Source organism: Methylobacterium sp. Leaf106 (assembly GCF_001422895.1).
Lineage (GTDB): Bacteria > Pseudomonadota > Alphaproteobacteria > Rhizobiales > Beijerinckiaceae > Methylobacterium > Methylobacterium bullatum.
Genome location: NZ_LMNB01000023.1, coordinates 215,174 through 240,322, shown reverse-complemented (window position 1 = coordinate 240,322; position 25,149 = coordinate 215,174). Strand labels below are relative to the sequence as shown.

The window sequence follows — 25,149 nt, the reverse complement described above, 5'->3', positions numbered from 1 at the left end:
GACATGACGATGGCCGGATGGGACAATGTCCCATTATGGCACAAACTAAGTCTCACCCCGGCACACAGCGTCCCAGATGTTCCAGCAACGTCTTCCCGAAATCTACCAGACCTTGCCAGCCGCGCGCGACACGCGACGCGACGCGTGGGCGGCCGTCCTTCCGCGGCGGTGGCGCGGAGCGATCCGCTTCGGGCTGTCCACGGCTCTGGCCGTCTCCGACCTCGCTGCGATCATCGTCACCGCCTACCTCGTGGAGGCGATTTATTACGAGTTCGCCTTCGACCAGCAGATCGCCACGGGCATGACCGGGAGTTTCCAGCTGGCGGGCCTCGTGGCCGTCTTCGTCCTCCTGACCAACCTCGTCCGGGAGGAGTACAATATCGAGACGCAGCTGACCCGCGGCGTTCACCGCCGCCGCATGGCGAGTCTCTGGCTCGCCGCTTGGGGAATCGTGCTCGTCGTCGGCTTCGCCACCAAGACCACGAACGACTTCTCGCGCGCGGTGGCGATCGGCTTCTTCCTCGCGGGCTTGCCGGCCCTGTACCTGTCCCGTCTCGTCATTCTGGGCCTCGTCCGGCGGACGACGAGCCCCGCCTCGCCATCGATCAGTCGGATCCACCTCGTCGGTTTCGAAGAGGACATTGCCAGCTTCCACGCCAACAACGACGCGCAGGCCCTGAATCTCCGGGTCATCGGGACCAGCTATCTGCGTCGTGTGGACCCGCGGGAGGACGCGTCGGTGCGGCAGGCACAGATGTCGGAAGACCTCGACCTCGCGGTGTCGGTGGTGCGGTTCCTGCGGCCGGACGACGTCTTCATCCTGGTCCCCTGGACGGATGCGGCGGATATCGAGCGCTGCGTCGACGCGTTCCTGCGCGTCCCGGCCGCGCTCCATCTTCGTCCCGGCTCGGTCATGGACCGATTTCCCGATCTCAAGCTCGCGCGGGTGGGACGGCTGTCGGGCATCAATATCGGCCGCCGGCCGCTCACCTTCAGCGAGATCGCCCTGAAGCGCGGCCTCGATGTCGTCCTGTCCGCCATCGCGCTGGTGCTGCTCGCGCCGCTCCTGGCGTCCATCGCCCTGCTGATCAAGCTCGACAGCCCCGGGCCGGTCTTCTTCCGCCAGCGCCGGTACGGCTTCAACCAGCAGGCCTTCGGCGTGTTCAAGTTCCGCAGCATGAAGACCGAGCAGAACGCCGTCTTCCGACAGGCGACCCGCAACGATTCACGGATCACCCGGATCGGCGCCATCCTTCGCCGGACGAACCTCGATGAATTACCCCAGCTCATCAATGTCCTGATGGGGGAGATGTCCCTGGTCGGTCCGCGCCCCCATGCCCTTGCTCACGACCGCAGCTTCGAACGGCGGATCGCACTCTATGCCCGCCGCCACAACGTGATGCCCGGCATCACCGGCTGGGCACAGGTGAACGGCCTACGCGGCGAGACCCTGACCGATCTCGACATGGAGCGGCGTGTGAACCACGACCTGCACTACATCGACAATTGGTCGGTCTGGCTCGACATCCAGATCATGATCCAGACCATCGCCTCACGGCGGGCCTATCGCAACGCGCGCTGAACCTCGCGCACCGTGTCGCTCAGGGGTTCGGTTCGTGGCCGAGGCAGGCGCCGCATTCGCCCTCCACTTCGAGGATCCGGCTCGACGGCTTGAACCCGGCTTTCGCCAAGGCCCTGTCGAGCTGGTCGTCCACCTCCGGTGAGGTCGTCTCGTCGATGCTGCCGCATGTCCGGCAGATCAGGAAGACGAGGCCGGCCCCGTCGCCGTGCTGGTGCCCGCAGGAGACGAAGGCGTTGCGGCTGGCGATGCGATGGACGAGACCGTTCTCGGTAAGAAAGTCGAGGGCGCGGTAGACCGAGACGGCGGCGACCCGGCGACCTTGACCGCTCAGCCGCTCCGCGATGTCGTAGGCGCCGAGCGGCTTCGCCTCGGACGCCACCGCTTCGAGGACGTCCCGCCGCAGCCGCGTGAACTGCAGGTCACGCTCGGCGCAGAGACGCTCCGCTCGCGCCAGCGCATCCGTGGCATTGCCACAGCAGGCGCCGTGATCGTGGACGGCACTATGGTCGTGCACGCCATCCTCCCCTGATCGCCGGTCGATGTGGTCCGGCACGTTGAACTGATGCGATGTTACAGTGTATCAGTACCAGAGATAGTTCGCCGCTCCCGTTCGGACAATTCCGCCCCTTCCTGGTACCCGAACCGCTGTGACGCGTCCTCCCCAGATCAAACCGCCCCCCCGTCGCTCCCTGTTCCAGGCCGGCGCCGCCTCGCGGCTGATCATCGCCGCGATCCTGTCCGGGCTGGTCTGGGGGGCGATCCTCTGGGCCATGGGATAACGATGACACACGCCCTCATGGGGGACGCCCCCGTTCAGCCCGGCGCCATCGCCTTGCGCGGATTGACGCTCGGCTACGACCGCCATCCCGCCGTGCACCATCTCGACGGTACCATCCCCGCCGGAGCCCTGATGGCCCTGGTCGGCCCCAACGGCGCCGGCAAATCGACTCTGCTCAAGGGGATTATCGGAGAGATCCGCTGCCTCGACGGCCGGATCGACCGGCCCGGCGGAACCGATTCCATCGCCTACCTGCCCCAGGCCGGCGAGATCGACCGCAGCTTTCCCCTGAGCGTCCTCGACCTCGTGGCGATGGGACGATGGCGCCGCCTCGGCTTCTGGCGCAGCGCCCTCCCCGACCGCCGGACGCTGGTCAGCGCCCTCTCCGCCGTGGGCCTCCTCGGCTTCGAGGATCGGCTGATCGGCACCCTGTCCGGAGGTCAGTTCCAGCGCGCCCTGTTCGCGCGGCTGATCGTCCAGGACGCCCGCATCATCCTCCTCGACGAACCGTTCACCGGGATCGACGGACGCACCACCGCCGATCTGATCGGCCTGATCCGCGGATGGCATGCGGAGGGCCGCACCATCGTCGCCGCGCTTCACGACCTGCATCAGGTCAAGGCGCATTTTCCGACCACGCTCCTGCTGGCCCGCGAGCCGGTGGCCTGGGGCGCCACGGAGACGGTGCTGACCCGGGAGAATCTCGCACGCGCCCAGGCCTTGTCCGAAGCCTGGGACGAGGATGCCGCCATCTGCGGGCGGGGCGAGGGCCATCATCATGCACCGCCCCCTGCCGATGGCGGGGACCTGCATCGCCACGATCACGACCATCCCCATGGTCACGCGCACGATCATCGTCACGACGACGGACACGCCGCGTGATCGATCTCCTGTTCGGCCCCTTCATCGAGTTCGGCTTCATGCGCCGGGCGCTGGCCGGCTGCTTCGCCCTCTCGCTCTCGGCCCCGCCGGTGGGGGTCTTCCTCATGCTGCGGCGCATGAGCCTGATGAGCGACGCCATGAGCCATGCGATCCTGCCGGGCGCCGCGGTCGGTTTCCTCGTCGCCGGCCTATCGCTGCCGGCGATGACCATCGGTGGGCTCGCCGCCGGCCTGTTCGTGGCGCTGCTCGCCGGCATCGTCACCCGCACGACCTCGATCAAGGAGGATGCGAGTCTCGCCGCCTTCTACCTGATCTCTCTCGCCGCCGGCGTGCTGCTCGTCTCCTTGCGCGGCTCGCAGATCGATCTCCTGCACATCCTGTTCGGCACGGTTCTGGCCCTCGACGATCCGGCGCTCATGCTCCTCGGCGGGATCGCCACGGTGACGCTATTCGCCCTTGCCGCGCTCTACCGCCCCCTCGTCATGGAATGTGTCGACCCGCTGTTCCTGCGCACGGTCAGCCGTGCCGGCGGGCCGGTGCATTACGCCTTCCTCGGCCTCGTGGTGATGAACCTCGTGGGCGGCTTCCAGGCCCTCGGGACGCTGCTCGCGGTGGGGCTGATGCTGCTGCCGGCGATCACCGCGCGGTTCTGGGCCGCCGACCTGTCGGGCCTGATCCCCACGGCGATGGTGGTGGCGATGGTGTCGAGCTTTGCCGGACTGACCGCCTCGTACCGCGCCGACCTGCCCACGGGGCCTGCGATCGTCCTGGCGGCGGGAAGCCTCTACCTCCTCTCGCTCCTGTTCGGACCGAGGGGCGGCCTCGTCTGGCGCCTGTTCAAGCCGCGCCACCTCGAAGGCTGAAACTACACGCTGAAGAGGCTCATGAGGCCCGAGACGATGGCGTAGACGAAGCCGGCGTTCAGGAGCACGCCGACGGCACCGACGCCGAGCCCCATGACGACGAGCAGCCCATCCCGCTCGACGAGGCCGAGGCCGACGAGGCAGATCGCCAGACCGAGGGGGATCTGCCCGACCAGGGGCGCCGCCACCACGAGGGCGAGCGACAGGGTGAGGAGGATCAGCCCCACCGTCCGCATGCCGAGGCCGGTCTCGAACAGGCTCATGCGCGGACGCGACCAGCGCTCCAGCCGCCGAAGCAGCGGCACCGCGCGCTTGGCGGCACGCTCCACGTCGCTCCGGGCAATGGAGCGGCTCAGGAGAACGCGGGGCAGCCAAGGCGCCGACATCCCCGCCGTGATCTGAACGGCCACGAGCAACAGTAGCAGGCCGCAGACCAGGGGGATCGGCGGCGGCATCGGCAGGCAATTCGGCAGGCCGAGGATGACGATGAGCAGGGCGAAGGCACGGTCCTTCAGCACCGCGACGATGTCGCCGATGGTCAAGCGATCCGTCTCCTGTGCCGCGAGCACCGTGAGAACTTCGGACGTTCGAGCAGCTGGTGACAAGAAAACTCGGCCTTTGGCGACGGTCCTGTCGCGGGCTCTATCCTAGTCCCCGCCCGACGCCAACCGAATCAGCTTTCACCTCCATGCGGCATCGCGGGTCCTCCCGTCCCGACACGGTCCGAACACACCGGTAGATCGACCACTGACACCGCACAACTTCAGATCGGATGAATACATCCTGAAGTTTTATCAAATAGAACAAAATGGAAACGGCGCCTTCTCAAGGATAGGCTTGGGCGGTCTACGCGTACGACCCACAGTCGATTATTGGTGAATCAGCGCAACTTCTCATAGGATGCCGTACACTTGCCCTGCGGTGAGACGGAGCGAGAAGGGACGTGGGACGATCGGCCAGGTCGACGAAACGGTCACTGACTTCGGCCCGGCCGATACTCATGTGCTGTGCCACACTCTGCTGTGGCCTCGTCTCGAACCCGGCTCAATCGGAAGGAGGCTCGATCTCGGCATTGATCTTCGGCAGCCTCGATGCCGGAGCATCCTCCTTCATCACGGTGGGCACGAAGATCACGTTCGACGGGCGCGATCGGGACGGTTTCGCCATCCTCGCAAGCGGGGGAGCGGGAGCGAGGGTCGAGCGTGGTCCCTCGATACGGGGCATCGCCACGAGTCAGACGCGCCTGACGGCGCTCGGAGCAGTGCTCGCCGGATACCAATGGTTCCACGATTGGGGCGTCGTCGCCGCTTTCGCAGGGCCTGAGGGAAGCATCGAGGTGGAGCAGAGTATCCTCGGCACAATGGTGCTGCCCGACCGCTACGGCATCAGACTGCACGGGGAAGTCTGGGCGCGGCCGACAGCGGAATCCCTCCTCACCGCCACCGCGATCCTCGGCTCGACGCGCCAGAGCGCCTGGGGCCGCCTTGCCTGGGGTTACGACGTGCTCGGTGCCTATCTCGGCCCGGAGGCTGCGCTCTACGCGGACGGGACCGGCTATTCCAAGCTCGGGATCGGCGTCCACGTCACCGACTTTCGCATCGGCGACGTGAGCTTCCGCGCCTCGCTTGGCTACCAGACCGAAACCGGTGGCGGGGGAAGCCCCTACGTCACCCTCAGTGTCTGGCAGCCCTGGTGAGATTCAGGACGGGGCGGAACGCATCTCCGCGCCGGCCAGGAAGCGGGCCGTGTCCGTCGTGATCTCCTCCCTTCGCCGCTCGCCCAATCCGTCGAGGGTACGATAGGGCATGGCCATCCTCGGGTTCCCCGCCAGACGATCCGCATTCTCGATGAGGAAGTTCCAGTAAAGGTAGTTGAACGGGCAGGCACTCTCGCCGGACTTGGCAGCGACGTCGTAGGTGCAGCCCCGGCAATAATCCGACATGCGGTTGATGTATGCGCCCGAGGCCGCATACGGTTTCGAGCCCATGACGCCGCCATCCGCCCACAGGACCATACCGTGGACGTTGGGCAACTCCACCCATTCGTAGGCGTCGGCATAGACGACGAGATACCATTCCTCCACCTGAGCCGGTTCGAGCCCGGCCAGCAGAGCGAAATTGCCCGTCACCATCAGCCGCTGGATGTGATGGGCATAGGCATGGGCCCGCGTATCGGCGACGCATTGCGCGAGGCAGTTCATGCGCGTCTCGCCCGACCAGTAGAACCACGGCAGGTCGCGCTTGGCGGCGAGAGCGTTGGTCTCGGCATAGGCCGGCATCCTGGCCCAGTAGAGTCCCCGGACGTATTCGCGCCATCCGAGGATCTGGCGGATGAAGCCCTCGACGCAGTTGAGCGGCGCCGCCCCTTCGTCATAGGCGCGGGCAGCCGCCCGGCAGACCTCCTCCGCCGTGAGCAGGCCCGCATTGAGCGCCGGTGAGAGAAGAGCATGGTAGAGGAAGGGGGCGCCCGTCTTCATCGCATCCTGGTAATCGCCGAAATGCGGCAGGCACTCGTCCAGGAAATGCTTCAGGGCGGTGAGGGCGTCGGCGCGGGTCACCGGCCAGCGGAATGCGTCGAGATCGCCGAAATGGTCGGCGAAACGGTCTGATACCAGAGCGATGACTTCCGACGTGATCGCGTCGGGCACGAAGCCGGGGCGTTCCGGGGAGCGGTGCCCGCGCGGCAGCTTCTTGCGGTTGTCGTGATCGAAGTTCCACTGGCCGCCCACCGGCTCGCCGTCCTTCATCAGCAGGCCGGTACGCTTCCTCATGCCGCGATAGAACGTCTCCATCCGCAAGGCGTGCCGCCCCTCGGCCCAGCGCGCGAAATCCGCGCGCGGGTAGAGAAAGCGGTTGTCGTCGCGTATGTCCACGGGCGCCGGCAGGTCATCGCGCCACCCCTGCATCATCTCCCAGACGCGCCACTCGCCGGGCTCGGTGACGACAATCTTGTCGGGCTCGTGCCGCTCGACCGCTCGCCGGAGTTCGCCGGTGAACGAGCCGGTATTGCCCGGCGCGTCGAGGCGCACGTAGTCGACAGTGACACCTTCGGCCTCCAGATCGGCCGCGAAATGGCGCATGGCGGCGAACAGGTAGGCGATCTTCTGCTTGTGGTGGCGGACATAGGTGGCCTCCTCCCGCACCTCGACCATGAGCACGACGTCGGATTGCGGGTCGAGATCGGTGAGGGAGGAGACGCGTCGGTGAAGCTGGTCGCCGAGGACGAAGCGGAGGGTGCGCAGCGACGTCACCCCTTCGTCCGCAGCGTCGAGCGGCCGCCATCCGCGCCGATGACCTGCCCGGTGATCCAGCCGGCTTCCGCCGAGACGAGGAAGGCGGCCAGCGCGCCTATATCCTCGGGTGTGCCGAGCCGCTGGAGTGCGTGCATGGACGCGATTCCCGACGCCAGCGTCTCGTTGCCGGTGATGGCAGCGGCGAGCGGCGTGCGCGTCAGCGAGGGCGCGACCACGTTGATCCGAATATGAGGGCTGAGCTCGGCGGCGAGGGACAGTGCGAGTCCTTCCACGGCGCCCTTTGCCATGGCGACGGAGGCGTGGGCAGCAAATCCCTGCGCCACCGCCACGGTGGAGAACAGGACGACGCCCGCCCCCGCCTCGCCCGCCCTCGCCTTGAGCGCCGGCGCCGCGGCCTGGAGGGCCAGGAGAGCGCCAAGCGCGTTGAGCTTGAAATCCATCACCACGTCGTCGGCGGTCAGCTTCGCCAGCGGCTTCAGGTTGATGGTGCCGACCGCGTAGACGAGCCCGGCCAGGGTGTCGCCCGCCTCCTGCGTGACGATCGCGAAATGGGCGGGGTCCGTGACGTCGCCTGCGGTGAAGGTGGTCTCACCGAGGTCGGCGGCGACTTCCTCGAGCCGCCCGGCATCGCGCGCCGCGAGATGCAGCGGGATCCCGCGCTTGCGCAGGGCCCGCGCCGTGGCCATGCCGATACCGCCGGTTCCGCCGTAGATCACAACCCGATTCATGACCGCTCCCATTCCGTGCCGGATCGGTTAGGTAAGGCGGACGGCGCGACCGTGGAGCCCGCAGGGCACCATCCGTAGAGTCGCACGCCGCGCATCCGCTCCCGGGGTTCTTCATGAAGTTTGCCTTCGCCGGCATCGATTTCCTCGGCGGCGTGTTCGAAGCGCTGGTGGATGCCGGATGGACGCCGATCAAGCTGTTCACCCGGCCCTGCGATGGGCTCTACGACCACAACGAGGCGGTCGTGGCCCAGAGCCGCCGTCACCGCATCCCGATGCAGCTCTCGCGGATCAAGCTCGCGGATCTCGACGCCCTGGCGCAGATCCACGGGACGGACTGGGCTCTCGTGGTGGCCGGTTACCCCTGGCTCATCCGGGGCTGGCGCAACCGGGCCGGCTACGCCCTGAACTTCCATCCCTCGCCCCTGCCGGTCGGGCGCGGCCCCTACCCCCTGTTCAAGGCGATCACCGACGCACGCGCCGACTGGGGCGTGACCGCGCACGTGCTGGCCGAGGAGGGGTTCGACACGGGTGACATCCTCGCGCAGGAGACGTTCGCCATGGCGCCGCAGGAGACCCACGAGACCCTGCTCGCCAAATGCCAGATCGCAGCCCGGCGGCTGGCCTCGGGACCGATCGCGCGCGACCTGCCGACTCGCTGGCGGGCGGCCCAGCCCCAGGGCGAAGGCTCCTACTGGCCCCGCGTGACGGATGCGGACAGGACCCTCGATTTCCGCACGGACGTGGAGGCGATTCTGCGGCGCATGCGGGCCTTCGGCACCATCGAGACCATCGTACAGTTGGGCGACAACCGTGTCTTCGTCGCGGCGGCGGAAGGCTGGCGCGAGCCGCACCGCCACTCGCCGGGAACGATCGTCCACCGCTACCGCCGCCACATCGTCGTCGCCGCTCGCGACGGCTTCATCCAGATCACCCGCTGGAGCCCGGTCGCCGTGGCGGATGCCGGGCAACTCGGGCGGTAGGACAAGCCTCCCATGCCGCGCATGCGCAAGAAGGCGGATCTGCCCACCAAGGTCTGCGCCACCTGCGGCAAGCCCTTCGCTTGGCGCAAGAAATGGGAACGGGTCTGGGACGAGGTCCGCTACTGCTCCGACCGGTGCCGGAACGAGGCGAAGCGGCCGGGCAAGGCCTCCTGATCACAAGGCCTCCTGATCACAAGGCCTCCTGATCAGGCGCGGGCGGCAGCGATCAGGGCGGCCTGCGTATCGATATCGAGGGCGACGGCCGCATCCATCTCCAGTTCCACGACATCCGTCCGCGCTGCCAGGATCCGGCCGGCGCCCTGATCCCCGGTGAGCGACGCCAGATCGGACGCGAGGAGCGCGCGATTGAGGAGAACCGGGTTTCCGCGCGATCCGCGATGGACCGGGACGATGGCGGCCGGCGCCGGGTCGGCGGCCAGGAAGGCCTCGACCAGGGACGCGAGGTGGCTGGGTCGGATACGCGGCATGTCCCCGAGCATCACGATGATGCGGGCGGTCTCCGGCAAGGCGTCGAGCCCGCATCGCAGGGAGGTGGACAGACCTTCTGCATGGGCCGGGTTGTCGACGATCCGCAGGTCGAGGCCCGCCAGCGCCTGCCGGACCGCAGCGCCATGCGAGCCGAGAATCACCGCCACGGGACCGAGATTCGCCGCGATCGCAATCTCGGCCGCGTGGCGGACGAGCGGCCGGCCATCGAGGAGTGCGAGCATCTTCGCGGCCGAACCGAAGCGCGTTCCCCGTCCGGCGGCGAGGAGGACGATGCCGACGGCGTCAGGCATCCTCCGGCGTGCTTTCTTCCGACGGACCCTGTCGCCCCGATCTCGGCTGGGGCCGGGACACGATCTCCATGAGCAGGCCACCGACGCCGAGCCCGACGATGTCGGCGCGGCTCACCACGAGGCCGGCGAGCAGGCGATGGAGAACCCAGTCGAACCCATTCTCGGCGGGCGAGCGCGCGCAGCCCGGAGCGCCGATCACCGGAACCTCGCCGCGACGGCCGACGAGGAGCAGGTTGCCGGGATCGACGGGCATGCCGAAATGCTCCACCTCCCCGCCCGCCGCCTCGATGCCGGCGGGGATGACGTCGCGCCGGTCGGCGATGGCCGAGGCGCCGAACACCACGACGAGATCGCATCCGTCGCGGTCGATGGCCTCGCGGATGGCGGTCGCCACCGCACCGGCCTCGTGCGAGACCCGAAGGTCGGAGGCGATCCCCGCCCCGGTCGGCCCGAGCCGGCGTTCCAGGTTGCGGAGGGTCTTGGCGACGGTGGCCTCCTTGAGCCCCGGCAGCAGGGTGGAGACGACACCCACCCGGAAGCGGCGATAGGGCATGACCGTGAGGGGCGCCGGCGTCGCGATCCCGCAGGCGCGGTCGAGGGCGGAGCCGGACACCGCATAGGGAATGATCTTCACCGTCGCCACCATCTCGCCCGGACTCACCGGTCGGAACGGCGGCAGGGTCGCGAGCGTGATGGCCTCGTCCACCGCGTTCACCGCGTCGACGACAGGACGGTCGATCATCAGAATGCCCGCCACCTCCGCCTGGAGGTTGCAGCGCCCGGTGAAGGCGGGGCCGGTGGAAAGACCCGACCCCGCCACCCGAGCGGCGAGACGGGCGGCGGCCTCGTCCTCGCCGACATCGCCCGTCTCCAGGGTCACCGCCACCACGCTGTCGAGGCCGGCCTCGGCGAGACGACGCGCGTCGTCGCCCTGGATCGGCCGCCCCTTGCGGACGATCACGTCATCGGCCCGCAGGGTATGGGCGGCGATGAGCCCCGCGGCCCGCGTGATCGCGACCGAACCGAACTTCACGCGGGGCCTCCGCCTCTGACGGCACGCGGACCGCCGCCGCGCAGGGCGGACACGATCTGCGCCAAGATGGAGACCGCGATCTCGGCCGGGCTCACGGCGCCGATGTCGAGGCCGATCGGCGCCTCGATCCGCGCGATCTGCTCGGGCGAGAGCCCGGCCTGCGACAGGCGTTCGACCCGTGCGGCATGGGTCTTCCGCGAGCCGAGGGCGCCCACATAGAAACATTCGGCCCTCAGGGCCGCGATCAGCGCGGGATCGTCGATCTTCGGATCGTGGGTCAGGGCCGCGACGGCGCAATAGCGGTCGAGGGGCGGCACGGGACCGGCCAGGGCCTCGTCGGGCCAGAGGGGCAGGAGGGGAACCTCCGGAAAGCGCTCGGGCGTGGCGAAGGCGGTCCGCGGGTCGATGACGCTCACGGACAGGTCGACCGCCGTCGCCATCGGGCAGAGCGCCTGGCTGATATGCACCGCCCCGATCAGCACGAGCCGTACGGCGGGCACCTGCACGGTGAGGAAGAACTGCCGCCCCTCCACCTCGACGAGGCCGCTCTTTCCGGAGGCGAGGCGTCGCGCCAGGATGTCGGCCAGGGGGTCGGCCGGGATCTCTGCCTCGCGGACCACGCGCTGGCTGCCGTCGTCGAGGTCGGTGACGAGCATCGCGGCGCGGCGCGCGGCACGCTCGACGTTGAGGGCATGGAGGGAATCGAGCTTCATGGCGCCGCTTCAGTCGATGCGTTCGACGAAGACGCGGATGCGCCCGCCGCAGGAGAGACCGACCCGCCAGGCGGTCTCATCGGCGACGCCGAACTCGATCACCCGGGGTCGTCCGTCGGCGATGGCGTCCAGCGCTTCCGTGATGACCGCCCCCTCGACGCAGCCGCCCGAGACCGAACCGAGGAAGTTGCCACCCTCGTCGACGACGAGGTGGCTGCCCACCGGGCGAGGCGCGGAGCCCCAGGTCTCGACCACGGTGGCGAGCGCCACGCCCCGCCCGCTACGGCGCCACGCCTCGGCCGCGTGGAGGATGTCTGTTTCGGTGGAGAGCATGGGACACTCCGCGCGCTGCGCGTCCAGGGCATGACGGCACTCACGCAACGCCGCCTCGGGGAGATAGGCTCCGGCACCCTCGGTGCAATGCGCAAGCGAAGCCAGTGCCATCCCCGGTCCCCGAAGCGTGCCGACCGGCACACAGGCATCGCCCACTGGATCGCCCCGTGGAAGGACGGACCATCTCGATCGGGCCGCGCCAATTGCGCCAGGCTGCGCTAAAGAGGCTGGATCGGCCTCGTGCCGACCATCCGGACCTCGCACCATGAGACGCATCTTACCCGCGGCCGCCGCACCGTTCTTCGCCGCGCTGGCCTTCGTCGCATCCGGCGCCGCCGCACAGAGTCCGGCCCAGGCACCGGTCCGGATCGGCCTCTCGCTCCCTCTCACCGGGCCGGATGCCGCCTTCGGACAGGGGCTCCGGGCGGGAGCCGAACAGGCAGTGGCGGATCTCAACCGCGCAGCCGGCCCAAAAGGGCTCAAGCTCGCCCTCGTGGTGGCCGACGATGCCGGCGACGGCAAGCAGGGGCTCGCGGTCGCGCGCAAGTTCATCGCCGATCGGGTCCCCCTCGTCGTCGGGCCGTTCAACGCCACCGTGGCGGCGTCGGTCCTGCCGATCTACGAGGACGCGGGAATCATCGCGGTGACGCCCGGCATCGCCTGGCCTGCCCTGACCACGCGCGGGGCCTGGAACGTCTTCCGTATCGGCGGCAGTGACGCCGAGCAGGGGCCGATCGCGGCCACCTATCTCCTCGCACGTTTCCGCGGGCGGCGGATCGGCTTCGTTCACGACAAGAGCACGTTCGGGCGCGGATTGGTGGACGACGTCGCCCGCATCCTCAAGGCGAACGGGCAGGCCGAGACGGCTTTCGAGAGCCTCAACCGCGGCGACAGGGACCTGTCGTCCCTCGTCGCGCGCCTGAAACGCGCGCAGGTCGAGGTCGTCTATTTCGGCGGCCTCGCGCCGGAAGCCGGCCAGCTGATCCGCTCCCTGCGCGAGGCGGGTCTCGCCATACCCCTCGTCGGCAGCGACGGGCTCCTCGACAAGGACTTCGCCACGGGGGCCGGCCTGGGCGCCGAGGGGACGGTGATGACCCTTCTGCCGGAGCCGCGAAAGCTGCCCGAATCCAAGGGCGTGGCGGCCAGGCCGAGGACGCCGGAGGCCGACATGGTGGCGGCGCAGGGCTATGCGGCGGTGGAGATCCTCAGACAGGCCGTGGAGCAGGCGAAGTCGAGCGAGGGCCGCAAGGTGGCGGATGTCCTGCACGGCGGTGCGCCGCTCAAGACCGCCATCGGCGAGATCGCGTTCGATGCCAACGGCCAGTCCAAGGCACCCGGCTACGTGCTGCAGGTCTGGAGGAAGACGCCGGACGGCCGCATCGACTACGCCGGCAACGCCGTGACGCCCTGATGCAAGGGGCCGGCGTATCGCCGCCGGCTCGGGAAAGCCGTACTCGCCACGGATGCGGCTCGATACCAAGCGGCGCCGATCACGACCTATGGTCGTCCTCGGCGCGTTCGGCGAACACCCGCCACCGCGCAGTCGCGCGGGCGGACGGCGATGAGGTCTCCTTGTCGTCGTCCGGCACGAGCCTGCCGAATCGGGCAGTTGAGTCCCCCGCGACACTGTCGAGGGACCAGGACAGCATGTGATTTTCTGTCGACGCGATAGCGTTCCAGGCGGTAAAAGCTTGCTTACGGGACGCGCGAACATTATGTCGTGCCGACGCTCGCCGGTGTTGCGCATCCGATGGGATCGGACCCGCCGCCCGCAGCGTTTTGCCGAACGGCTATGTTTTTGGTGTCCCGGAATGCCCCGTTCTGGCGTTCCGGCTGGAGAGTGTGGATGGCGAAAGAAGAGTTGATGCAGTTCGACGGTCTCGTGATCGAGATCCTGCCGGACGCACGCTATCGCGTGCAGCTCGACCAGGGCCACGAGATCGTGGCCTACACGGCCGGCAAGATGAAGAAGAACCGCATCAAGACTCTGGCCGGCGACCGTGTCACCGTCGAGATGTCACCGTACGATCTCGAGAAGGGCCGCCTCGTGTTCCGTCACAAGGACGAGCGCTCCTCCGGTCCGCGCCCGCCGATCCGCGGCCAGTTCCGCCGCCGCTGAGCGAGAGCGCTGTCGGATATCTTGTCTGTCCGCTAGGGACCGAGGATCTTCACGAAGGCAGCGCCAGCGCCAAAGAACGCTGCTCCGGCAGCCATGCCGGACAACGCGATCTGCCAGGGCGCGAACATGCGGTCGCGATCCAGCTTCAATGCTTCAGCCGTGAGTTTCTTCTGCTCGGCAACGAATTTCTCACTCGCTTCGCGCGCTCGCCGAATGCCGCCGAGCTGCTCTTCGAGATCGGGCGTCAGCGGGCTTACGGCGTCGGCCATCCGATTACTCCTTCATCACGCGACTACCCGATAAACATCGTCGCAGCACCAGCGCGGATCAAGCCGCGATGGTATGTTCAGCATCTACTTCCCGAACCGCTCGAATTTCGGGAAGCTCCGGGTCATCAGCGTGCCGGCCTCGGCCCGGTGGCCCATCCACTTCTCCAGCAGTGCCGCGTTGGCGAGCCGCTCCTGACCGGCGCTGTCGCGCCAGGGCAGGCCCTCGGCCAGGGTGAAGACGTGGGCGTCGGTGAGCGTGCTCTGGCGGCAGCGCTGCAGGCGCACGCCCTTGCCGCGCGACAGTTCCGGCATTTCCGAGAGCGGGAAGACCAGTAGCAACCGGTCTGCGCTGCAGACGGCGACATGATCGCCGCCGCCGGCAGGCACGAGCAGCATGGCCTGGGCCGGCTCGTCGAGCCCCATGATGCCCTTGCCCTTGCGGGTATTGGCCACCAGCGCGTCGGCGGGGGCGAGGAAGCCGCGCCCATCCGAGCCTGCGATCAGGAGCTTGCCGCCCGGCTGATACGGCAGGGCGGCGACGATCTCGGCGCCGTCGTCGAAATCCACCATCAATCGGATCGGATCACCGAAGCCGCGCCCGCCCGGAAGCTTCGCCGCTTCAAGGGTGAACACCTTGCCATTGGAGGCGAGCACCAGGATCTTGGCCGTGGTCTCGCTGAGGAACGAGATCTTGAGGGCGTCGTCGCCCTTGAAGGCGACGCCCGACAGATCGGCGACATGCCCTTTGAGGGCGCGGATCCAGCCCTTGGCCGAGACGATGACGGTGATCGGCTCGCGCTCCACCATGGCGGAAGTGAAGTCGATCCCGGCGGTATCGGGCGGGTTCTCCAGGGTGGTGCGGCGGGCACCGAGCTTGGTCTCGGGCCCGAAGGCCTTCTTCACGGCGCGGATCTGCTTGGTGATGTCCGACCATTGCATCTTCTCGGAGCTGAGGAGCTCTTCGAGCCCGTCCTTCTCCTTGGTCAGCGTATCGAGTTCGCGCTTGAGTTCCATCTCCTCCAGCTTGCGCAACGAGCGCAGGCGGGTGTCGAGGATGGCGTTGGCCTGGAGTTCGGTGAGTTCGAACCGCTTCATCAGGGACGGTTTCGGTTCGTCCTCCTCGCGGATGATGCGGATCACCTCGTCGAGATCGAGATAGACGATGAGGAGACCGCCGAGGATTTCGAGGCGGCGCTCGATCTGCGCGAGGCGGTGGCGCGAGCGGCGCTGGAGCACGACGCGGCGATGGTCGAGCCATTCGCGCAGGGCCTCGGCCAGCCCGATCACGCGCGGGACGAGACCGCCCACCAGGACGTTCATGTTGAGGGGGATGCGGGCTTCGAGCTCGGTGAGCCGGAACACCGATTCCATCAGGATCACCGGGTCGACGCTGCGCGAGCGCGGCTCCAGCACGACACGGACGTCCTCGGCCGATTCGTCACGCACATCGGCCAGCAGCGGCAGCTTCTTCTCCTGCAGCAGCTCGGCCAGCTTCTCGATGAGCCGGGCCTTGGGAATGCCGTAGGGGATCTCGGTGACGACGATGTTCCAGGTGCCGCGCCCCGTATCCTCCTTCGCCCAGCGCGCCCGCACACGAAAACCGCCGCGCCCGGTGCGGTAGGCCTCGGCGATCGACTCGGCACTGTCGATGAGAATGCCGCCGGTTGGGAAATCCGGCCCCTTCACGAAGGTGAGGAGCTGGGCCGAGGTCGCCTCGCGATGGCCGATGAGGTAGAGCGCCGCGTCGCAGAGTTCGGCCGCGTTGTGCGGCGGGATCGAGGTGGCCATGCCCACCGCGATGCCCTGGGAGCCGTTGGCGAGCAGGTTCGGGAAGGCCGCCGGCAGGACGATGGGCTCGTCCTTCTCGCCATTGTAGGAGGGCCGGAAATCGACCGTGTCTTCGTCGATCCCGTCGAGCAGGAGGCGGGCGACCTCCGTCAGCCGCGCCTCGGTGTAGCGGTATGCGGCGGGGCCATCGCCGTCGATGTTGCCGAAATTGCCCTGGCCATCCACCAGCGGATAGCGCTGCGCGAAGTCCTGGCTGAGACGCACCAGCGCGTCGTAGATCGCCTGGTCGCCGTGGGGATGGAAATCGCCCATCACGTCGCCGACGATCTTCGCGCATTTCTTGAAGGCGGTGTTCGGGTCGAGCCGGAGCAGCCGCATGCCGTAGAGGATGCGGCGATGGACGGGCTTGAGCCCGTCGCGGGCGTCCGGCAGCGCCCGGTTCATGATGGTGGAGAGCGCATAGGCGAGGTAGCGCTCTTCCAGCGCCGACTTCAGCTCGACGCTCTCGATGCCGTCGGATCCCGATGGCGGATCGAAGGGCTGGCCCATGACGAACTCCCGGGCCGGACATGGCCCAAATCAGAACATAACGCGAACGTGACTTAGGCGCTCTGCGTCCCCAACGCAACGAATCGCGCCCGCTCCGCCGGAGGCGCGATGGCGCGCGGCCCCCAGACGTGCTGGTCGAGGAAATACCCCGTCAAGGTAAACCCATTGGCTACATCCCGCTCGTCGGGCGGCATGAAGCCGGTCCGGCCGCCCTCCCGGTCGAGAAGGAAGCCCGGCAGCGCCAGCAACCTGTCCCGGAAGGGCTCCCCGGCCGAGGCGCTGACGGCCCGCCCGGTCCTCGGCGAGACGTAGATCAGCGCGTCGTTGCCCCCCGTGGCGGCGCAGGCGCTGAGGTCGAGTCCGAAGCCGAGCTCGGACAGGATCGCGAGTTCGAACCGCACCATCAGGAGCGGCGCGATCACCCGGTCGTCGAGATGGGCGACGAGGATGCGGGCCGCCTCGTAGACGGCGGGATGGGGATCGCGCTCGGGCAGGAGGCGCAGGAGCGCGGCCATGTGGGTCACGCCGTAAAGGGCGAGGCCGGAGCCCATGAGCCGCGCGGCGGCGGATTCGAGGGGCTCCACCGCGAAGGCCCCCAGGCTCTCGTCGAGGCGCGCCCGCCATGTCAGCCGGACGTGATTGCCGGTCTGCAGCACCGGCTGCATCCGCCGCGAGCGCCCGCCATGGACGAGGCCGAGATGGCGGCCGTGGTCCAGGGTCATCACTTCGAGGACGACGCCGGTCTCGCCTTGCCTGCGCAGCCCCAGCACCACGCCGTCGTCGGTCCATTGCATGCCCCCTCCTTAGAGCGCGGACCGTGCGTTGGAAACGGGCCGGTCCGTCCACTCGAGGGCGTGGATTGCATCGGCATCAGCATTCCCGCAGGGCGTGTTCGACGCTATGCCTCGTGCTCCCCTGGTTCGAGACCCGACGACCATGACCGTCTTACCGCGCGCCCGCACGGACCGTGCAATCTCCCGCCGCGCTGGCGGCGCATGGCTTGGCCTCGTCGCCATCGCGCTCACCGGGTGCGGGCGGCCCGATCCGGCGCCCGCGCCCGGCGCGAGCTTCACCATGCGCGAGCGGGTGGCCGCCCTGGCCCTGCGCCAGAGCGGTTTCGGCTCGATCTCGGTGATCCCGGTCCGGTTCGAGCACAGCCGCATCGCCGGACCGTTCGAGGATGACGGCCGCACCCTCTATTGCGTGTCCGCCCGGATGATGGGCCGCCGCTTCCTCAAGGGCGAGAAGGCCAAGGCCGTCATCCGCGAGGAGGCCGGCAAGCTCAGCATCCTCGAAGATGCCGAGGAGGTCTGCGAGGGCCACAAGACGGAGCCGTTCAAGGAGCTGGAGGCGCTGGGGAACGCGAAGGGTTGAGGACGTCGATCGTTCGAACGGCTTGCCCGGACCGACCGGTGATGCTCCGATACGGTCCATGCCGCATCGTCCGCTCTCGCTCACCCTCGATCTCATCGCCCGCGCCCATCCGATTCCCGTCGCCGACGATGCGAGCGCCCTGCATCTCCTCACCGATCGCGATCTCGCGCCCGGCCTCGACCGGATGCTCCGTGGCAGGCCGAGGCAGGGGAACGGGCTCTGGGTGTTCGGCTACGGCTCGCTGATCTGGCAGCCGGAATTCGCCGTGGCCGAGCGGCGCACCGGCACGGTGCGGGGCTATCACCGGCGCTTCTGCCTGTTGCAGCGGCGCTTTCGCGGGAGCCGCGAGCGGCCGGGACTCGTCCTCGCCCTCGACCGGGGCGGCATCTGCCGGGGAACCGCTTTCAGACTGGAGGGCATCGACCCGGCCGCGACCCTGATGCCGGTGTGGCGCCGCGAGATGCGCGGCGGCGGCTATGAGGGACGCTGGGTCACGGTGGAGACGGGCACCGGCCCGGTCACCGCCCTGACCTTCGTCGTCAACCGCGCCAGCGACCGCTACACCGGCCGCCTCACCGAGGAAGAGATCGCCGACCGGATCGCCACCGGCGCGGGGCATCTCGGCCCGAGCGCGGAATACCTCTTTCGCACGGCGCAGGCCTGCGCCGAGGCCGGCATTCTCGACGACCATCTCTGGCGGCTGCAGCGCCTCGTCGCCGAGCGCCTGGAAGCTGGCCACCGGCAGGAGAAGGAACCCCGCCTCGCGGCGCGTTGACGGAACCGCCCCGCCGAGCATCGCTTTTGCTTGCAGGCGCGGGATAGTCCCGATTCCACCGGGTGCAACGGGGCCGATGCGGCGGCGACGTCCGAAGCATCCATCCCCGCAAGATCGCCGCCCGGAACCGGCGGCCGCACGGGGCGCAGCGGCGGGAGGGCCTCGACCCGTGAGCAATGGTCCCTCCCTCCCCTCCGCAGCGCCGATCCCGCCTGGTCCAAGGGCGCCCTTCGCCGACCTCGCGGGGCCTTCGGCACCGAGTGGCACGCTCCGGGCCGCCATCCGGGCCGCCCATCGTCTTTCCGAATCCGAGTGCCTCGCCCCCCTGATGGCCGCCGCGCGCCGGAACCCGGACGGAAACGCGGCCGCGATGAATCTGGCGAGACACCTCGTCACCACCCTTCGCGCCAAGGGCTCGCGTGCCCCCGTCGAGCAGCTGATGCGCGAGTTCAGCCTGTCGAGCGCGGAGGGGGTCGCCCTGATGTGTCTCGCCGAAGCGCTTTTGCGCATTCCGGATGCGGCGAGCCGGGACGCGTTGATCCGCGACAAGATCGGGCGCGGCGATTGGTGGTCGCATCTCGGCCATGCCACCTCCCTCTTTGCCGGCGCGGCCACATGGGGCTTGGTCCTGACGGGACGGGTCGTGGGCGCGCCGGACGAGCCCGGCCTCGCGGCGGCACTGACACGGGTGGTGCGGCGCGCGGGCGAACCCGCCATCCGAAAAGGCGTCGATCTCGCCATGCGCATGCTCGGCGGCCAGTTCGTCACCGGCCGCAGCATCGCCGAGGCGTTGCGCAACGGCCGACGCAGGGAGGCCATGGGCTTTACCTACTCCTACGACATGCTCGGCGAGGCGGCGATGAATGCCGGGGATGCCGCCCGGTACGCCGAGGATTATGCCGGCGCCATCGCGGCGATCGGCGCGGCATCGGGTGGGCGCGGACCACTCGCCGGGCCGGGCATATCCGTCAAGCTCTCGGCCCTGCATCCACGCTATGAGCGAGCTCAGCGCGGGCGGGTGATGGCCGAGTTGCTGCCGCGATTGGCGGACCTCGCCCTCGCGGCGAGCCGTCACGACATCGGCTTCAACATCGACGCCGAGGAGGCCGACCGCCTCGATCTCTCCCTCGACCTCCTCGAAGCCATGGCGATGGACGAGCGTCTGGCCGGCTGGGACGGGCTCGGCTTCGTCGTCCAGGCCTACCAGAAGCGTGCGCTCCCGGTGGTGGATCACGTCGTCGACCTCGCGCGACGGAGCGGGCACCGCCTCATGGTGCGCCTGGTCAAAGGCGCGTATTGGGATTCGGAGATCAAGCGCGCCCAGGTCGACGGCCTCGACGGCTTCCCGGTCTTCACCCGGAAGGTGCATACCGACGTGTCGTATCTCGCCTGCGCGCGCAGGCTGCTGATGGCCGGTGACGCGGTGTTCCCGCAATTCGCCACCCACAACGCCCGCACGCTGGCCGACATCGTCGCCATGGCGGGGCCGGACTTCCGGCCGGGCGACTACGAGTTCCAGTGCCTGCACGGCATGGGCGAGACGCTCTACGAGGAGGTGGTCGGCGGATCGATCCTGAACCGTCCGTGCCGGATCTACGCCCCGGTGGGCACGCACGAGACCCTGCTCGCCTATCTCGTCCGGCGCTTGCTCGAGAACGGCGCGAATTCCTCCTTCGTCAACCGCATCGCCGACCCCGCCGTCGCGGTGGACGACCTCGTCGCCGACCCGGTGGAGCGGGCGCGCCGGGTCTCGCCACCCGGCTCGGGGCATCCGGGAATCCCCCTGCCGCGCGACCTTTTCGCCGGGAGCCGGCCCAATTCGCGCGGTCTCGATCTCACCGACGAGGACGTGCTCGCGTCCCTCGGCGAGGCCCTGCCGCGCGGCGCGGCGACGCCCTTCCTCTGCCGACCCGTTCCGTCGGAGGGGACAGAAGGCGCGAGGCGGGCCGTGCTCAACCCGGCGGACCGAGACGATGTCGTCGGATACGTGGTGGAGGCGGATGACGGATGCGTCGATGCCGCCATCGCACGGGCCGCCTCGGCGGCTCTTGGCTGGGCCGCGACGGCGCCGTCCCGGCGGGCCGAGATCCTGGCCGATGCGGCCGGCCTGATCGAGACACGGCGCGACGCGTTCCTCGGGCTGCTGGTGCGGGAGGCGGGCAAGTCCCTCGCCAACGCCGCAGCCGAGATCCGCGAGGCGGTGGATTTCCTGCGCTATTACGGGGCGCAGGCGGCGGGCTTCAAAGCCGCGACCCATGTCCCCCTGGGCGTGGTCGCCTGTATCAGCCCGTGGAACTTCCCCCTCGCCATCTTCATCGGGCAGGTCGCGGCGGCCCTCGCGGCGGGCAACGCGGTCCTCGCCAAGCCCGCCGGCGAAACGCCCCTGGTGGCGGGGCTCGCGGTGGAGATCCTGATCGAGGCCGGAATTCCGGAGGGCGTGCTCGGCCTGCTGCTGGGAGAGGGGCGGGTCGGCGCCCGCATCGTGGCCGATCCGCGCATCGACGGTGTCCTGTTCACCGGATCGACCGACGTCGCCAAAGGGATACAGACCGAATTGGCCGGACGCCTCGGCCCTCTGGGGCGACCGATCCCGTTCGTCGCGGAAACCGGCGGCCAGAACGCCCTCGTGGTGGATTCCTCCGCCCCGCCGGAGCAGGTGGTGGCCGATGTGCTGGTGTCGGCCTTCGATTCGGCCGGCCAGCGCTGCTCGGCGCTCCGCGTGCTCTGCCTGCAGGACGAGATCGCCGAGCGCATCCTCACGATGCTGAAGGGGGCGATGGCCGAGCTCACCATCGGCAATCCCGACCAACTCGCCACCGATATCGGGCCGGTCATTAGCGAGGCAGCGCAACAAAGGATCGAGGCGCATGTGGCGCGGATGCGGGAGCGCGGCCATGCCGTAGACCGGCTCCCGCTGCCCGCCTCCTGCGCGGCGGGCCATTTCGTCCCGCCGAGCCTCATCGCCATCGACAGGCTGGACGACCTCCCCGGCGAGGTCTTCGGGCCGATCCTCCACATCCTGCGCTACCGGCGCGACGATCTCGACGGGCTCGCCGCCGCCATCGACGAGACCGGCTACGGCCTGACCTTCGGCGTGCACAGCCGGATCGGCGCCACCGTCGCGCGCCTCCTGGACCGGGTCCGGGCCGGCAACCTCTACGTCAACCGCAACCTCATCGGGGCCGTGGTCGGCGTGCAGCCCTTCGGCGGCGAGGGCCTGTCGGGGACCGGGCCGAAGGCCGGCGGCCCGCTCTACCTCCGCCGCCTCCTGTCCTCGGCGCCCGTGGAGACCGGCCTCGTCCGGCGCCCCGCCGCGATGCCCGAGGCGCTGGCGTCCCTGCGCGACGCCCTGTCCGCGGCGGGCAGGGAGAGGGAGGCGGCGCGCTGCGACGCCTATGCCGAACGGAGCCTCCTCGGGCTCGACATCGCCCTGCCCGGCCCGGTGGGCGAGAGCAACCGCTACAGCCTGCATCCGCGCGGCACGGTCCTGTGCCTGCCGGCCAGCGAGACCGGGCTGTTCGCACAGATCGCGGCATGCCTCGCCACCGGCAACACGATCCGCCTCGTCCCGCCCGCCGGCCTGCGACCCATGCTCGACCTCCTGCCCCGTGCGGTCCGGGGTACGATCGACATCGCCGATGGGCCGGACGCCATGGGCTGCGCGGCGATCCTGGTGGAGGGCGGAGCGGAGGCGACCCTCACGGCGGCGCGGAGAGCCGCCGCCCTGCCGGGCGCCATCATCCCGGTCCTCGCCGTGTCGCCGGACGGATTGGAGAAGGGAGTCGAGGATTACTCCCTCGAATGGCTGCTCCGGGAGCGCAGCGTCAGCACCAACACCGCAGCGGCAGGCGGCAATGCCGCCCTAATGACACTCGGCGAGGATAGCGATGCGATCGCGATCCCACCCGCCACCTCATCCTGAAGTGCCGACGCACAGCGAAGTCCTCCAAGGAGACGTCCAGTTCGCACAGCGGGTTCTGGATCCCTCCTTCGAGGCCGCTACGCGGCGCCTCAGGATGAGGTCGTGGGGTGGAAGAGGAAAATCGTCACGCCTTCCCGCGTCGACAGCGGCGACCCCGCTCAGACGGAAAAGGTCGCGGCCTGACCGTGGAACAGGCCGGCCTCGTCCACGAGCTGCCAGACGATGGCGTCTCGGATCGGGAAGCGGGTTCCGTCCTTGCGGATGCGGATGCCGGCATAGTTGTCGACGAACCCGTGGCGGGTGACCGCGTCGAGGAGGCGCTGCCGCTCGGCCCGCTCCGGGGCCTCGGCCGAGAAGCGGGAGGGCAGGCCGATGAGCTCGGTCTTCTCGTAGCCGAAGACGCGCAGGGCGGTCAGGTTCGCATAGATGAAACGCGGGTCCTCCCCTCCGTCATGGGCGAGAACCGCGAAGGGGGCGTCGGCATCGAGCCAGGCCGCATCGCGCCCCGGCTCCGGCACCAGCGGCCGGCCGACGGCACGGTGGAAACTCCCGGTCAGGAGCGCGTAAAAACCGGGATCGTCGGAGATATCCACGTCAGGCACTTGTGTCAGCGCGAGGCCGAAGGCCGCTCGAACCGGGCATAGGCGGCCAGGGCGAGGTAAGCGACGAGGCTGCCGAACGCCGCGGCGACCGCCTTGACCAGGAAATCGGACATCCGGGCATGGCGGGTCGGCGACAATTCCTGGCCGAATTCGAGGATGCCGGCCACCGCCATTCCGGTCACGAGCCCGAGATACCAGCGCTTGGGATAGGCCAGGATCAACAGGAAGCCGAACAGGGCGTAGGCGCTCATCCGCTCGACATTCGCCGAGGCGACGACCGGCCGGAGCCCGATCGGCGACAGCGTCACGAAGACCAGGATCGCGAGGATGACGAAGACCGACAGGCGCAAGAGAGTTCTCGTCATCGAAGCGTGCCACCGAACCGCGACGCCAGTTCGCGTCATGCCGGGACTTGTCGGGCAAGCACCGGGTCCAGCCTGATCTCGACCATGCTGAAGGTCTAATTAAGACGCGGTTACGCGACAGATGTTTCCCGCCGCGTCTGTCCGACCGGCACGCCGGCGCGCATGGCCGCTACGGAGCGTCAGTGCTGCTCCGCGCGCGCCTTGTCGGCGAAGTCGTTCACGGCAGCCAAGGCTTGGTCGAACCGCTTCTCGCTGTCCGCGAAGCGCAGGAATCCCACGCGTTCCACCAGGATTTCCGGCGGAGTCGGCTGCGTCGCGAAGAGCGTCATCACCTCGTCCATAAAGTCGCCGAGGGGCAGGTAACCCTCCCGCGTCGACTGGCCGGGTGTGAGTTCCGTCTGCACGGCGGGTGGCACGAGTTCGATGACCTCGACCCTGCCCTTCAGGGCGTCCCGCAGGCTGATCGTATAGGAATGGATCGCTGCCTTCGTCGCAGAATAGGTCGGTGTCGAGACCAGCGGCACGAAGGCGAGGCCCGATGAGACGTTGATGACCGCCGCGTCCGGCCGGGCCGCGAGGTGATCGATCAGCGCGTTGGTGAGGCGGATCGGCCCCAGCAGGTTGGTGGTCACCATCGCCTCGGCATCCGCGAGATCGCGGGACCGGGTGAGATCCTCGAACTGCATGATCCCGGCATTGTTGATCAGGACATTCAGGTCGGGATGCTCGGCGATCACCGTCGCCGCGAAGGCGTCGATCCCGGCCTTGTCCTCCACATCGAGGACATAGCCGACCATGCCGGGATTGGCCTCCGTGACCGCATCGAGCCGATCGCGGCGGCGGCCGGCGATGATTACCGTGTTGCCCCGGGCCTGGAACCGCTCCGCCAGTTCTCGGCCGATCCCCGATGCGCCGCCGGTGATGAGAATGGTGTTGCCGCTCGTCTTCATGGGACATCCCTCCTGATTGTCCCAAACAGATGCCGCGCCTACTCTCCGATGGGTAGAAGGCACCAAAAAGATTTGTACTCACCAAAAGGAGAGCGTGAGATGCCGGCTCCGCACCCACCCGCCGATGCGGATCCGCGCGTCGAGGCTCTGGTCCACGACCTCATCGGCCGCGTCGCCGACAAATGGACGATGCTGATCCTCGAAATCCTGGAGGAAAAGGGCGAGCTTCGCTTCACCGAACTGAGCCGAGCGATCGGCACGATCAGCCAGAAGATGCTGACCCAGACGCTGCGCCACATGGAGCGGGACGGGTTGGTGATCCGCACCGTGCATCCGGTGGTGCCGCCCAAGGTCGAGTACCGGCTGACGGAACTCGGCCAGAGCCTCGGCGCCGCCTTCTGCGGCGTGTGGATCTGGGCCGAGCAGAACCTCGCGACGGTGGAGACGGCGCGCGAGACGTTCGACGGGCCCCTCCCCTCGGGAGGCTGAAC

27 protein-coding genes are annotated in these 25,149 nt (G+C 68.8%); 13 read left to right on the top strand and 14 right to left on the bottom strand.

Annotated elements, in window-relative coordinates:
• Positions 1-76: 76 nt before the first annotated feature.
• On the top strand, positions 77-1,582 hold the full coding sequence (locus ASF34_RS12885) for an exopolysaccharide biosynthesis polyprenyl glycosylphosphotransferase (protein ID WP_056161508.1): 1,506 nt from the start codon (positions 77-79) through the stop codon (positions 1,580-1,582).
• A 19-nt stretch (positions 1,583-1,601) separates the two neighbouring features.
• Here ASF34_RS12885 and ASF34_RS12880 read toward each other — a convergent pair whose 3' ends face one another.
• Positions 1,602-2,096, bottom strand: a complete 495-nt coding sequence (locus ASF34_RS12880) for a Fur family transcriptional regulator (protein WP_147831916.1) — start codon at positions 2,094-2,096, stop codon at positions 1,602-1,604.
• Between the two features lie 133 nt (positions 2,097-2,229).
• Between ASF34_RS12880 and ASF34_RS23640 the strand changes: the two genes are divergently transcribed.
• The 3 genes from ASF34_RS23640 to ASF34_RS12870 are packed head-to-tail and all read left to right on the top strand — an operon-like array spanning position 2,230 to position 4,105.
• Positions 2,230-2,361 (top strand): hypothetical protein, encoded by a 132-nt coding sequence (locus tag ASF34_RS23640; protein WP_018045281.1) that lies wholly within the window; start codon positions 2,230-2,232, stop codon positions 2,359-2,361.
• Positions 2,362-2,378: 17 nt separating this feature from the next.
• Positions 2,379-3,242: a metal ABC transporter ATP-binding protein gene (locus ASF34_RS12875; protein WP_056162042.1), complete on the top strand. Its 864-nt coding sequence runs from the start codon at positions 2,379-2,381 to the stop codon at positions 3,240-3,242.
• 38 nt (positions 3,243-3,280) lie between these two features.
• Positions 3,281-4,105: a metal ABC transporter permease gene (locus tag ASF34_RS12870; RefSeq protein WP_200913297.1), complete on the top strand. Its 825-nt coding sequence runs from the start codon at positions 3,281-3,283 to the stop codon at positions 4,103-4,105.
• A gap of 2 nt (positions 4,106-4,107) precedes the next feature.
• Here ASF34_RS12870 and ASF34_RS12865 read toward each other — a convergent pair whose 3' ends face one another.
• A complete protein-coding gene (locus tag ASF34_RS12865; RefSeq protein ID WP_274533755.1) occupies positions 4,108-4,710 on the bottom strand; it encodes an exopolysaccharide biosynthesis protein in 603 nt (200 codons plus the stop codon).
• Positions 4,711-5,105: 395 nt separating this feature from the next.
• Here ASF34_RS12865 and bcsS point away from each other — a divergent pair, with 395 nt between their 5' ends.
• The gene (bcsS, locus tag ASF34_RS12860) at positions 5,106-5,801 is read left to right on the top strand and encodes a cellulose biosynthesis protein BcsS (protein WP_081612691.1); all 696 of its coding nucleotides are present in this window, start codon (positions 5,106-5,108) and stop codon (positions 5,799-5,801) included.
• Between the two features lie 3 nt (positions 5,802-5,804).
• Here bcsS and ASF34_RS12855 read toward each other — a convergent pair whose 3' ends face one another.
• Together ASF34_RS12855 and ASF34_RS12850 are read right to left on the bottom strand one after the other, a co-directional pair.
• The gene (locus ASF34_RS12855; RefSeq protein ID WP_018045286.1) at positions 5,805-7,355 is read right to left on the bottom strand and encodes a cryptochrome/photolyase family protein; all 1,551 of its coding nucleotides are present in this window, start codon (positions 7,353-7,355) and stop codon (positions 5,805-5,807) included.
• Positions 7,352-8,086: an SDR family NAD(P)-dependent oxidoreductase gene (locus tag ASF34_RS12850; protein WP_056162040.1), complete on the bottom strand. Its 735-nt coding sequence runs from the start codon at positions 8,084-8,086 to the stop codon at positions 7,352-7,354. Before ASF34_RS12850 ends, ASF34_RS12855 begins: the two co-directional genes overlap by 4 nt.
• A gap of 113 nt (positions 8,087-8,199) precedes the next feature.
• Here ASF34_RS12850 and ASF34_RS12845 point away from each other — a divergent pair, with 113 nt between their 5' ends.
• Positions 8,200-9,066: a formyltransferase family protein gene (locus ASF34_RS12845; RefSeq protein ID WP_056161504.1), complete on the top strand. Its 867-nt coding sequence runs from the start codon at positions 8,200-8,202 to the stop codon at positions 9,064-9,066.
• Between the two features lie 12 nt (positions 9,067-9,078).
• Complete coding sequence (locus ASF34_RS22320; RefSeq protein ID WP_187273466.1) at positions 9,079-9,240, top strand: DUF2256 domain-containing protein; 162 nt, start codon at positions 9,079-9,081, stop codon at positions 9,238-9,240.
• Positions 9,241-9,272: 32 nt separating this feature from the next.
• Here ASF34_RS22320 and ASF34_RS12840 read toward each other — a convergent pair whose 3' ends face one another.
• From ASF34_RS12840 to ASF34_RS12825, 4 genes are read right to left on the bottom strand one after another with little or no spacing between them, the layout of a single operon-like run.
• Positions 9,273-9,866 carry a nucleotidyltransferase family protein gene (locus ASF34_RS12840; protein WP_056161502.1) on the bottom strand — a complete coding sequence of 198 codons (594 nt, stop codon included), beginning with the start codon at positions 9,864-9,866 and terminating at the stop codon, positions 9,273-9,275.
• Positions 9,859-10,899 carry a molybdopterin-binding protein gene (locus ASF34_RS12835; protein WP_056161500.1) on the bottom strand — a complete coding sequence of 347 codons (1,041 nt, stop codon included), beginning with the start codon at positions 10,897-10,899 and terminating at the stop codon, positions 9,859-9,861. The genes ASF34_RS12840 and ASF34_RS12835 overlap by 8 nt, the downstream gene beginning before the upstream one ends.
• Positions 10,896-11,612: an XdhC family protein gene (locus ASF34_RS12830; protein ID WP_056161498.1), complete on the bottom strand. Its 717-nt coding sequence runs from the start codon at positions 11,610-11,612 to the stop codon at positions 10,896-10,898. Before ASF34_RS12830 ends, ASF34_RS12835 begins: the two co-directional genes overlap by 4 nt.
• A gap of 9 nt (positions 11,613-11,621) precedes the next feature.
• The gene (locus tag ASF34_RS12825; protein ID WP_018045293.1) at positions 11,622-11,945 is read right to left on the bottom strand and encodes an XdhC family protein; all 324 of its coding nucleotides are present in this window, start codon (positions 11,943-11,945) and stop codon (positions 11,622-11,624) included.
• A gap of 265 nt (positions 11,946-12,210) precedes the next feature.
• Here ASF34_RS12825 and ASF34_RS12820 point away from each other — a divergent pair, with 265 nt between their 5' ends.
• Positions 12,211-13,356, top strand: a complete 1,146-nt coding sequence (locus ASF34_RS12820; RefSeq protein ID WP_056161495.1) for a branched-chain amino acid ABC transporter substrate-binding protein — start codon at positions 12,211-12,213, stop codon at positions 13,354-13,356.
• Positions 13,357-13,791: 435 nt separating this feature from the next.
• The gene (gene infA, locus ASF34_RS12815) at positions 13,792-14,064 is read left to right on the top strand and encodes a translation initiation factor IF-1 (protein ID WP_018045296.1); all 273 of its coding nucleotides are present in this window, start codon (positions 13,792-13,794) and stop codon (positions 14,062-14,064) included.
• Positions 14,065-14,096: 32 nt separating this feature from the next.
• Here the strand turns inward: infA and ASF34_RS12810 are convergent, their stop codons facing one another.
• From ASF34_RS12810 to recO, 3 genes are all read right to left on the bottom strand, one after another.
• Positions 14,097-14,333, bottom strand: coding sequence for a hypothetical protein (locus tag ASF34_RS12810; protein WP_018045297.1), 237 nt, complete (start codon positions 14,331-14,333; stop codon positions 14,097-14,099).
• Between the two features lie 84 nt (positions 14,334-14,417).
• Positions 14,418-16,670, bottom strand: coding sequence for a DNA topoisomerase IV subunit A (gene parC / locus ASF34_RS12805; RefSeq protein ID WP_056161493.1), 2,253 nt, complete (start codon positions 16,668-16,670; stop codon positions 14,418-14,420).
• A 53-nt stretch (positions 16,671-16,723) separates the two neighbouring features.
• On the bottom strand, positions 16,724-17,464 hold the full coding sequence (gene recO, locus ASF34_RS12800; RefSeq protein ID WP_056161491.1) for a DNA repair protein RecO: 741 nt from the start codon (positions 17,462-17,464) through the stop codon (positions 16,724-16,726).
• A gap of 142 nt (positions 17,465-17,606) precedes the next feature.
• Between recO and ASF34_RS12795 the strand changes: the two genes are divergently transcribed.
• From ASF34_RS12795 to putA, 3 genes are all read left to right on the top strand, one after another.
• The gene (locus ASF34_RS12795; RefSeq protein WP_018045300.1) at positions 17,607-18,044 is read left to right on the top strand and encodes a hypothetical protein; all 438 of its coding nucleotides are present in this window, start codon (positions 17,607-17,609) and stop codon (positions 18,042-18,044) included.
• 58 nt (positions 18,045-18,102) lie between these two features.
• The gene (locus ASF34_RS12790; protein ID WP_056161489.1) at positions 18,103-18,819 is read left to right on the top strand and encodes a gamma-glutamylcyclotransferase; all 717 of its coding nucleotides are present in this window, start codon (positions 18,103-18,105) and stop codon (positions 18,817-18,819) included.
• A gap of 76 nt (positions 18,820-18,895) precedes the next feature.
• A complete protein-coding gene (gene putA / locus ASF34_RS12785; RefSeq protein WP_200913271.1) occupies positions 18,896-22,741 on the top strand; it encodes a bifunctional proline dehydrogenase/L-glutamate gamma-semialdehyde dehydrogenase PutA in 3,846 nt (1,281 codons plus the stop codon).
• 158 nt (positions 22,742-22,899) lie between these two features.
• Here putA and ASF34_RS12780 read toward each other — a convergent pair whose 3' ends face one another.
• The 3 genes from ASF34_RS12780 to ASF34_RS12770 all read right to left on the bottom strand — a co-directional run bounded on the left by ASF34_RS12780 (position 22,900) and on the right by ASF34_RS12770 (position 24,658).
• Positions 22,900-23,334, bottom strand: a complete 435-nt coding sequence (locus ASF34_RS12780) for an MEKHLA domain-containing protein (RefSeq protein ID WP_056161485.1) — start codon at positions 23,332-23,334, stop codon at positions 22,900-22,902.
• 14 nt (positions 23,335-23,348) lie between these two features.
• On the bottom strand, positions 23,349-23,708 hold the full coding sequence (locus ASF34_RS12775) for a hypothetical protein (RefSeq protein WP_026176196.1): 360 nt from the start codon (positions 23,706-23,708) through the stop codon (positions 23,349-23,351).
• 179 nt (positions 23,709-23,887) lie between these two features.
• A complete protein-coding gene (locus ASF34_RS12770) occupies positions 23,888-24,658 on the bottom strand; it encodes an SDR family oxidoreductase (protein ID WP_056161483.1) in 771 nt (256 codons plus the stop codon).
• Positions 24,659-24,757: 99 nt separating this feature from the next.
• On the opposite strand from ASF34_RS12770, the gene ASF34_RS12765 reads away from it, so the two are divergent.
• Positions 24,758-25,147, top strand: a complete 390-nt coding sequence (locus ASF34_RS12765; protein WP_056140018.1) for a winged helix-turn-helix transcriptional regulator — start codon at positions 24,758-24,760, stop codon at positions 25,145-25,147.
• Positions 25,148-25,149 lie beyond the last annotated feature (2 nt).

Excerpts from the sequence above, each read along its gene's own strand:
- ASF34_RS12885 (WP_056161508.1), top strand. The coding sequence starts at position 77 with ATGTTCCAGCAACGTCTTCCCGAAATCTACCAGACCTTGCCAGCCGCG.
- ASF34_RS12875 (WP_056162042.1), top strand. The coding sequence starts at position 2,379 with ATGGGGGACGCCCCCGTTCAGCCCGGCGCCATCGCCTTGCGCGGATTG.
- ASF34_RS12870 (WP_200913297.1), top strand. The coding sequence starts at position 3,281 with ATGCGCCGGGCGCTGGCCGGCTGCTTCGCCCTCTCGCTCTCGGCCCCG.
- bcsS (WP_081612691.1), top strand. The coding sequence starts at position 5,106 with ATGTGCTGTGCCACACTCTGCTGTGGCCTCGTCTCGAACCCGGCTCAA.
- ASF34_RS12850 (WP_056162040.1), bottom strand. The coding sequence starts at position 8,086 with ATGAATCGGGTTGTGATCTACGGCGGAACCGGCGGTATCGGCATGGCC.
- ASF34_RS12845 (WP_056161504.1), top strand. The coding sequence starts at position 8,200 with ATGAAGTTTGCCTTCGCCGGCATCGATTTCCTCGGCGGCGTGTTCGAA.
- ASF34_RS22320 (WP_187273466.1), top strand. The coding sequence starts at position 9,079 with ATGCCGCGCATGCGCAAGAAGGCGGATCTGCCCACCAAGGTCTGCGCC.
- ASF34_RS12840 (WP_056161502.1), bottom strand. The coding sequence starts at position 9,866 with ATGCCTGACGCCGTCGGCATCGTCCTCCTCGCCGCCGGACGGGGAACG.
- ASF34_RS12830 (WP_056161498.1), bottom strand. The coding sequence starts at position 11,612 with ATGAAGCTCGATTCCCTCCATGCCCTCAACGTCGAGCGTGCCGCGCGC.
- ASF34_RS12825 (WP_018045293.1), bottom strand. The coding sequence starts at position 11,945 with ATGCTCTCCACCGAAACAGACATCCTCCACGCGGCCGAGGCGTGGCGC.
- ASF34_RS12820 (WP_056161495.1), top strand. The coding sequence starts at position 12,211 with ATGAGACGCATCTTACCCGCGGCCGCCGCACCGTTCTTCGCCGCGCTG.
- infA (WP_018045296.1), top strand. The coding sequence starts at position 13,792 with ATGGCGAAAGAAGAGTTGATGCAGTTCGACGGTCTCGTGATCGAGATC.
- ASF34_RS12810 (WP_018045297.1), bottom strand. The coding sequence starts at position 14,333 with ATGGCCGACGCCGTAAGCCCGCTGACGCCCGATCTCGAAGAGCAGCTC.
- parC (WP_056161493.1), bottom strand. The coding sequence starts at position 16,670 with ATGGGCCAGCCCTTCGATCCGCCATCGGGATCCGACGGCATCGAGAGC.
- recO (WP_056161491.1), bottom strand. The coding sequence starts at position 17,464 with ATGCAATGGACCGACGACGGCGTGGTGCTGGGGCTGCGCAGGCAAGGC.
- ASF34_RS12795 (WP_018045300.1), top strand. The coding sequence starts at position 17,607 with ATGACCGTCTTACCGCGCGCCCGCACGGACCGTGCAATCTCCCGCCGC.
- ASF34_RS12790 (WP_056161489.1), top strand. The coding sequence starts at position 18,103 with ATGCCGCATCGTCCGCTCTCGCTCACCCTCGATCTCATCGCCCGCGCC.
- putA (WP_200913271.1), top strand. The coding sequence starts at position 18,896 with ATGCGGCGGCGACGTCCGAAGCATCCATCCCCGCAAGATCGCCGCCCG.
- ASF34_RS12775 (WP_026176196.1), bottom strand. The coding sequence starts at position 23,708 with ATGACGAGAACTCTCTTGCGCCTGTCGGTCTTCGTCATCCTCGCGATC.
- ASF34_RS12770 (WP_056161483.1), bottom strand. The coding sequence starts at position 24,658 with ATGAAGACGAGCGGCAACACCATTCTCATCACCGGCGGCGCATCGGGG.
- ASF34_RS12765 (WP_056140018.1), top strand. The coding sequence starts at position 24,758 with ATGCCGGCTCCGCACCCACCCGCCGATGCGGATCCGCGCGTCGAGGCT.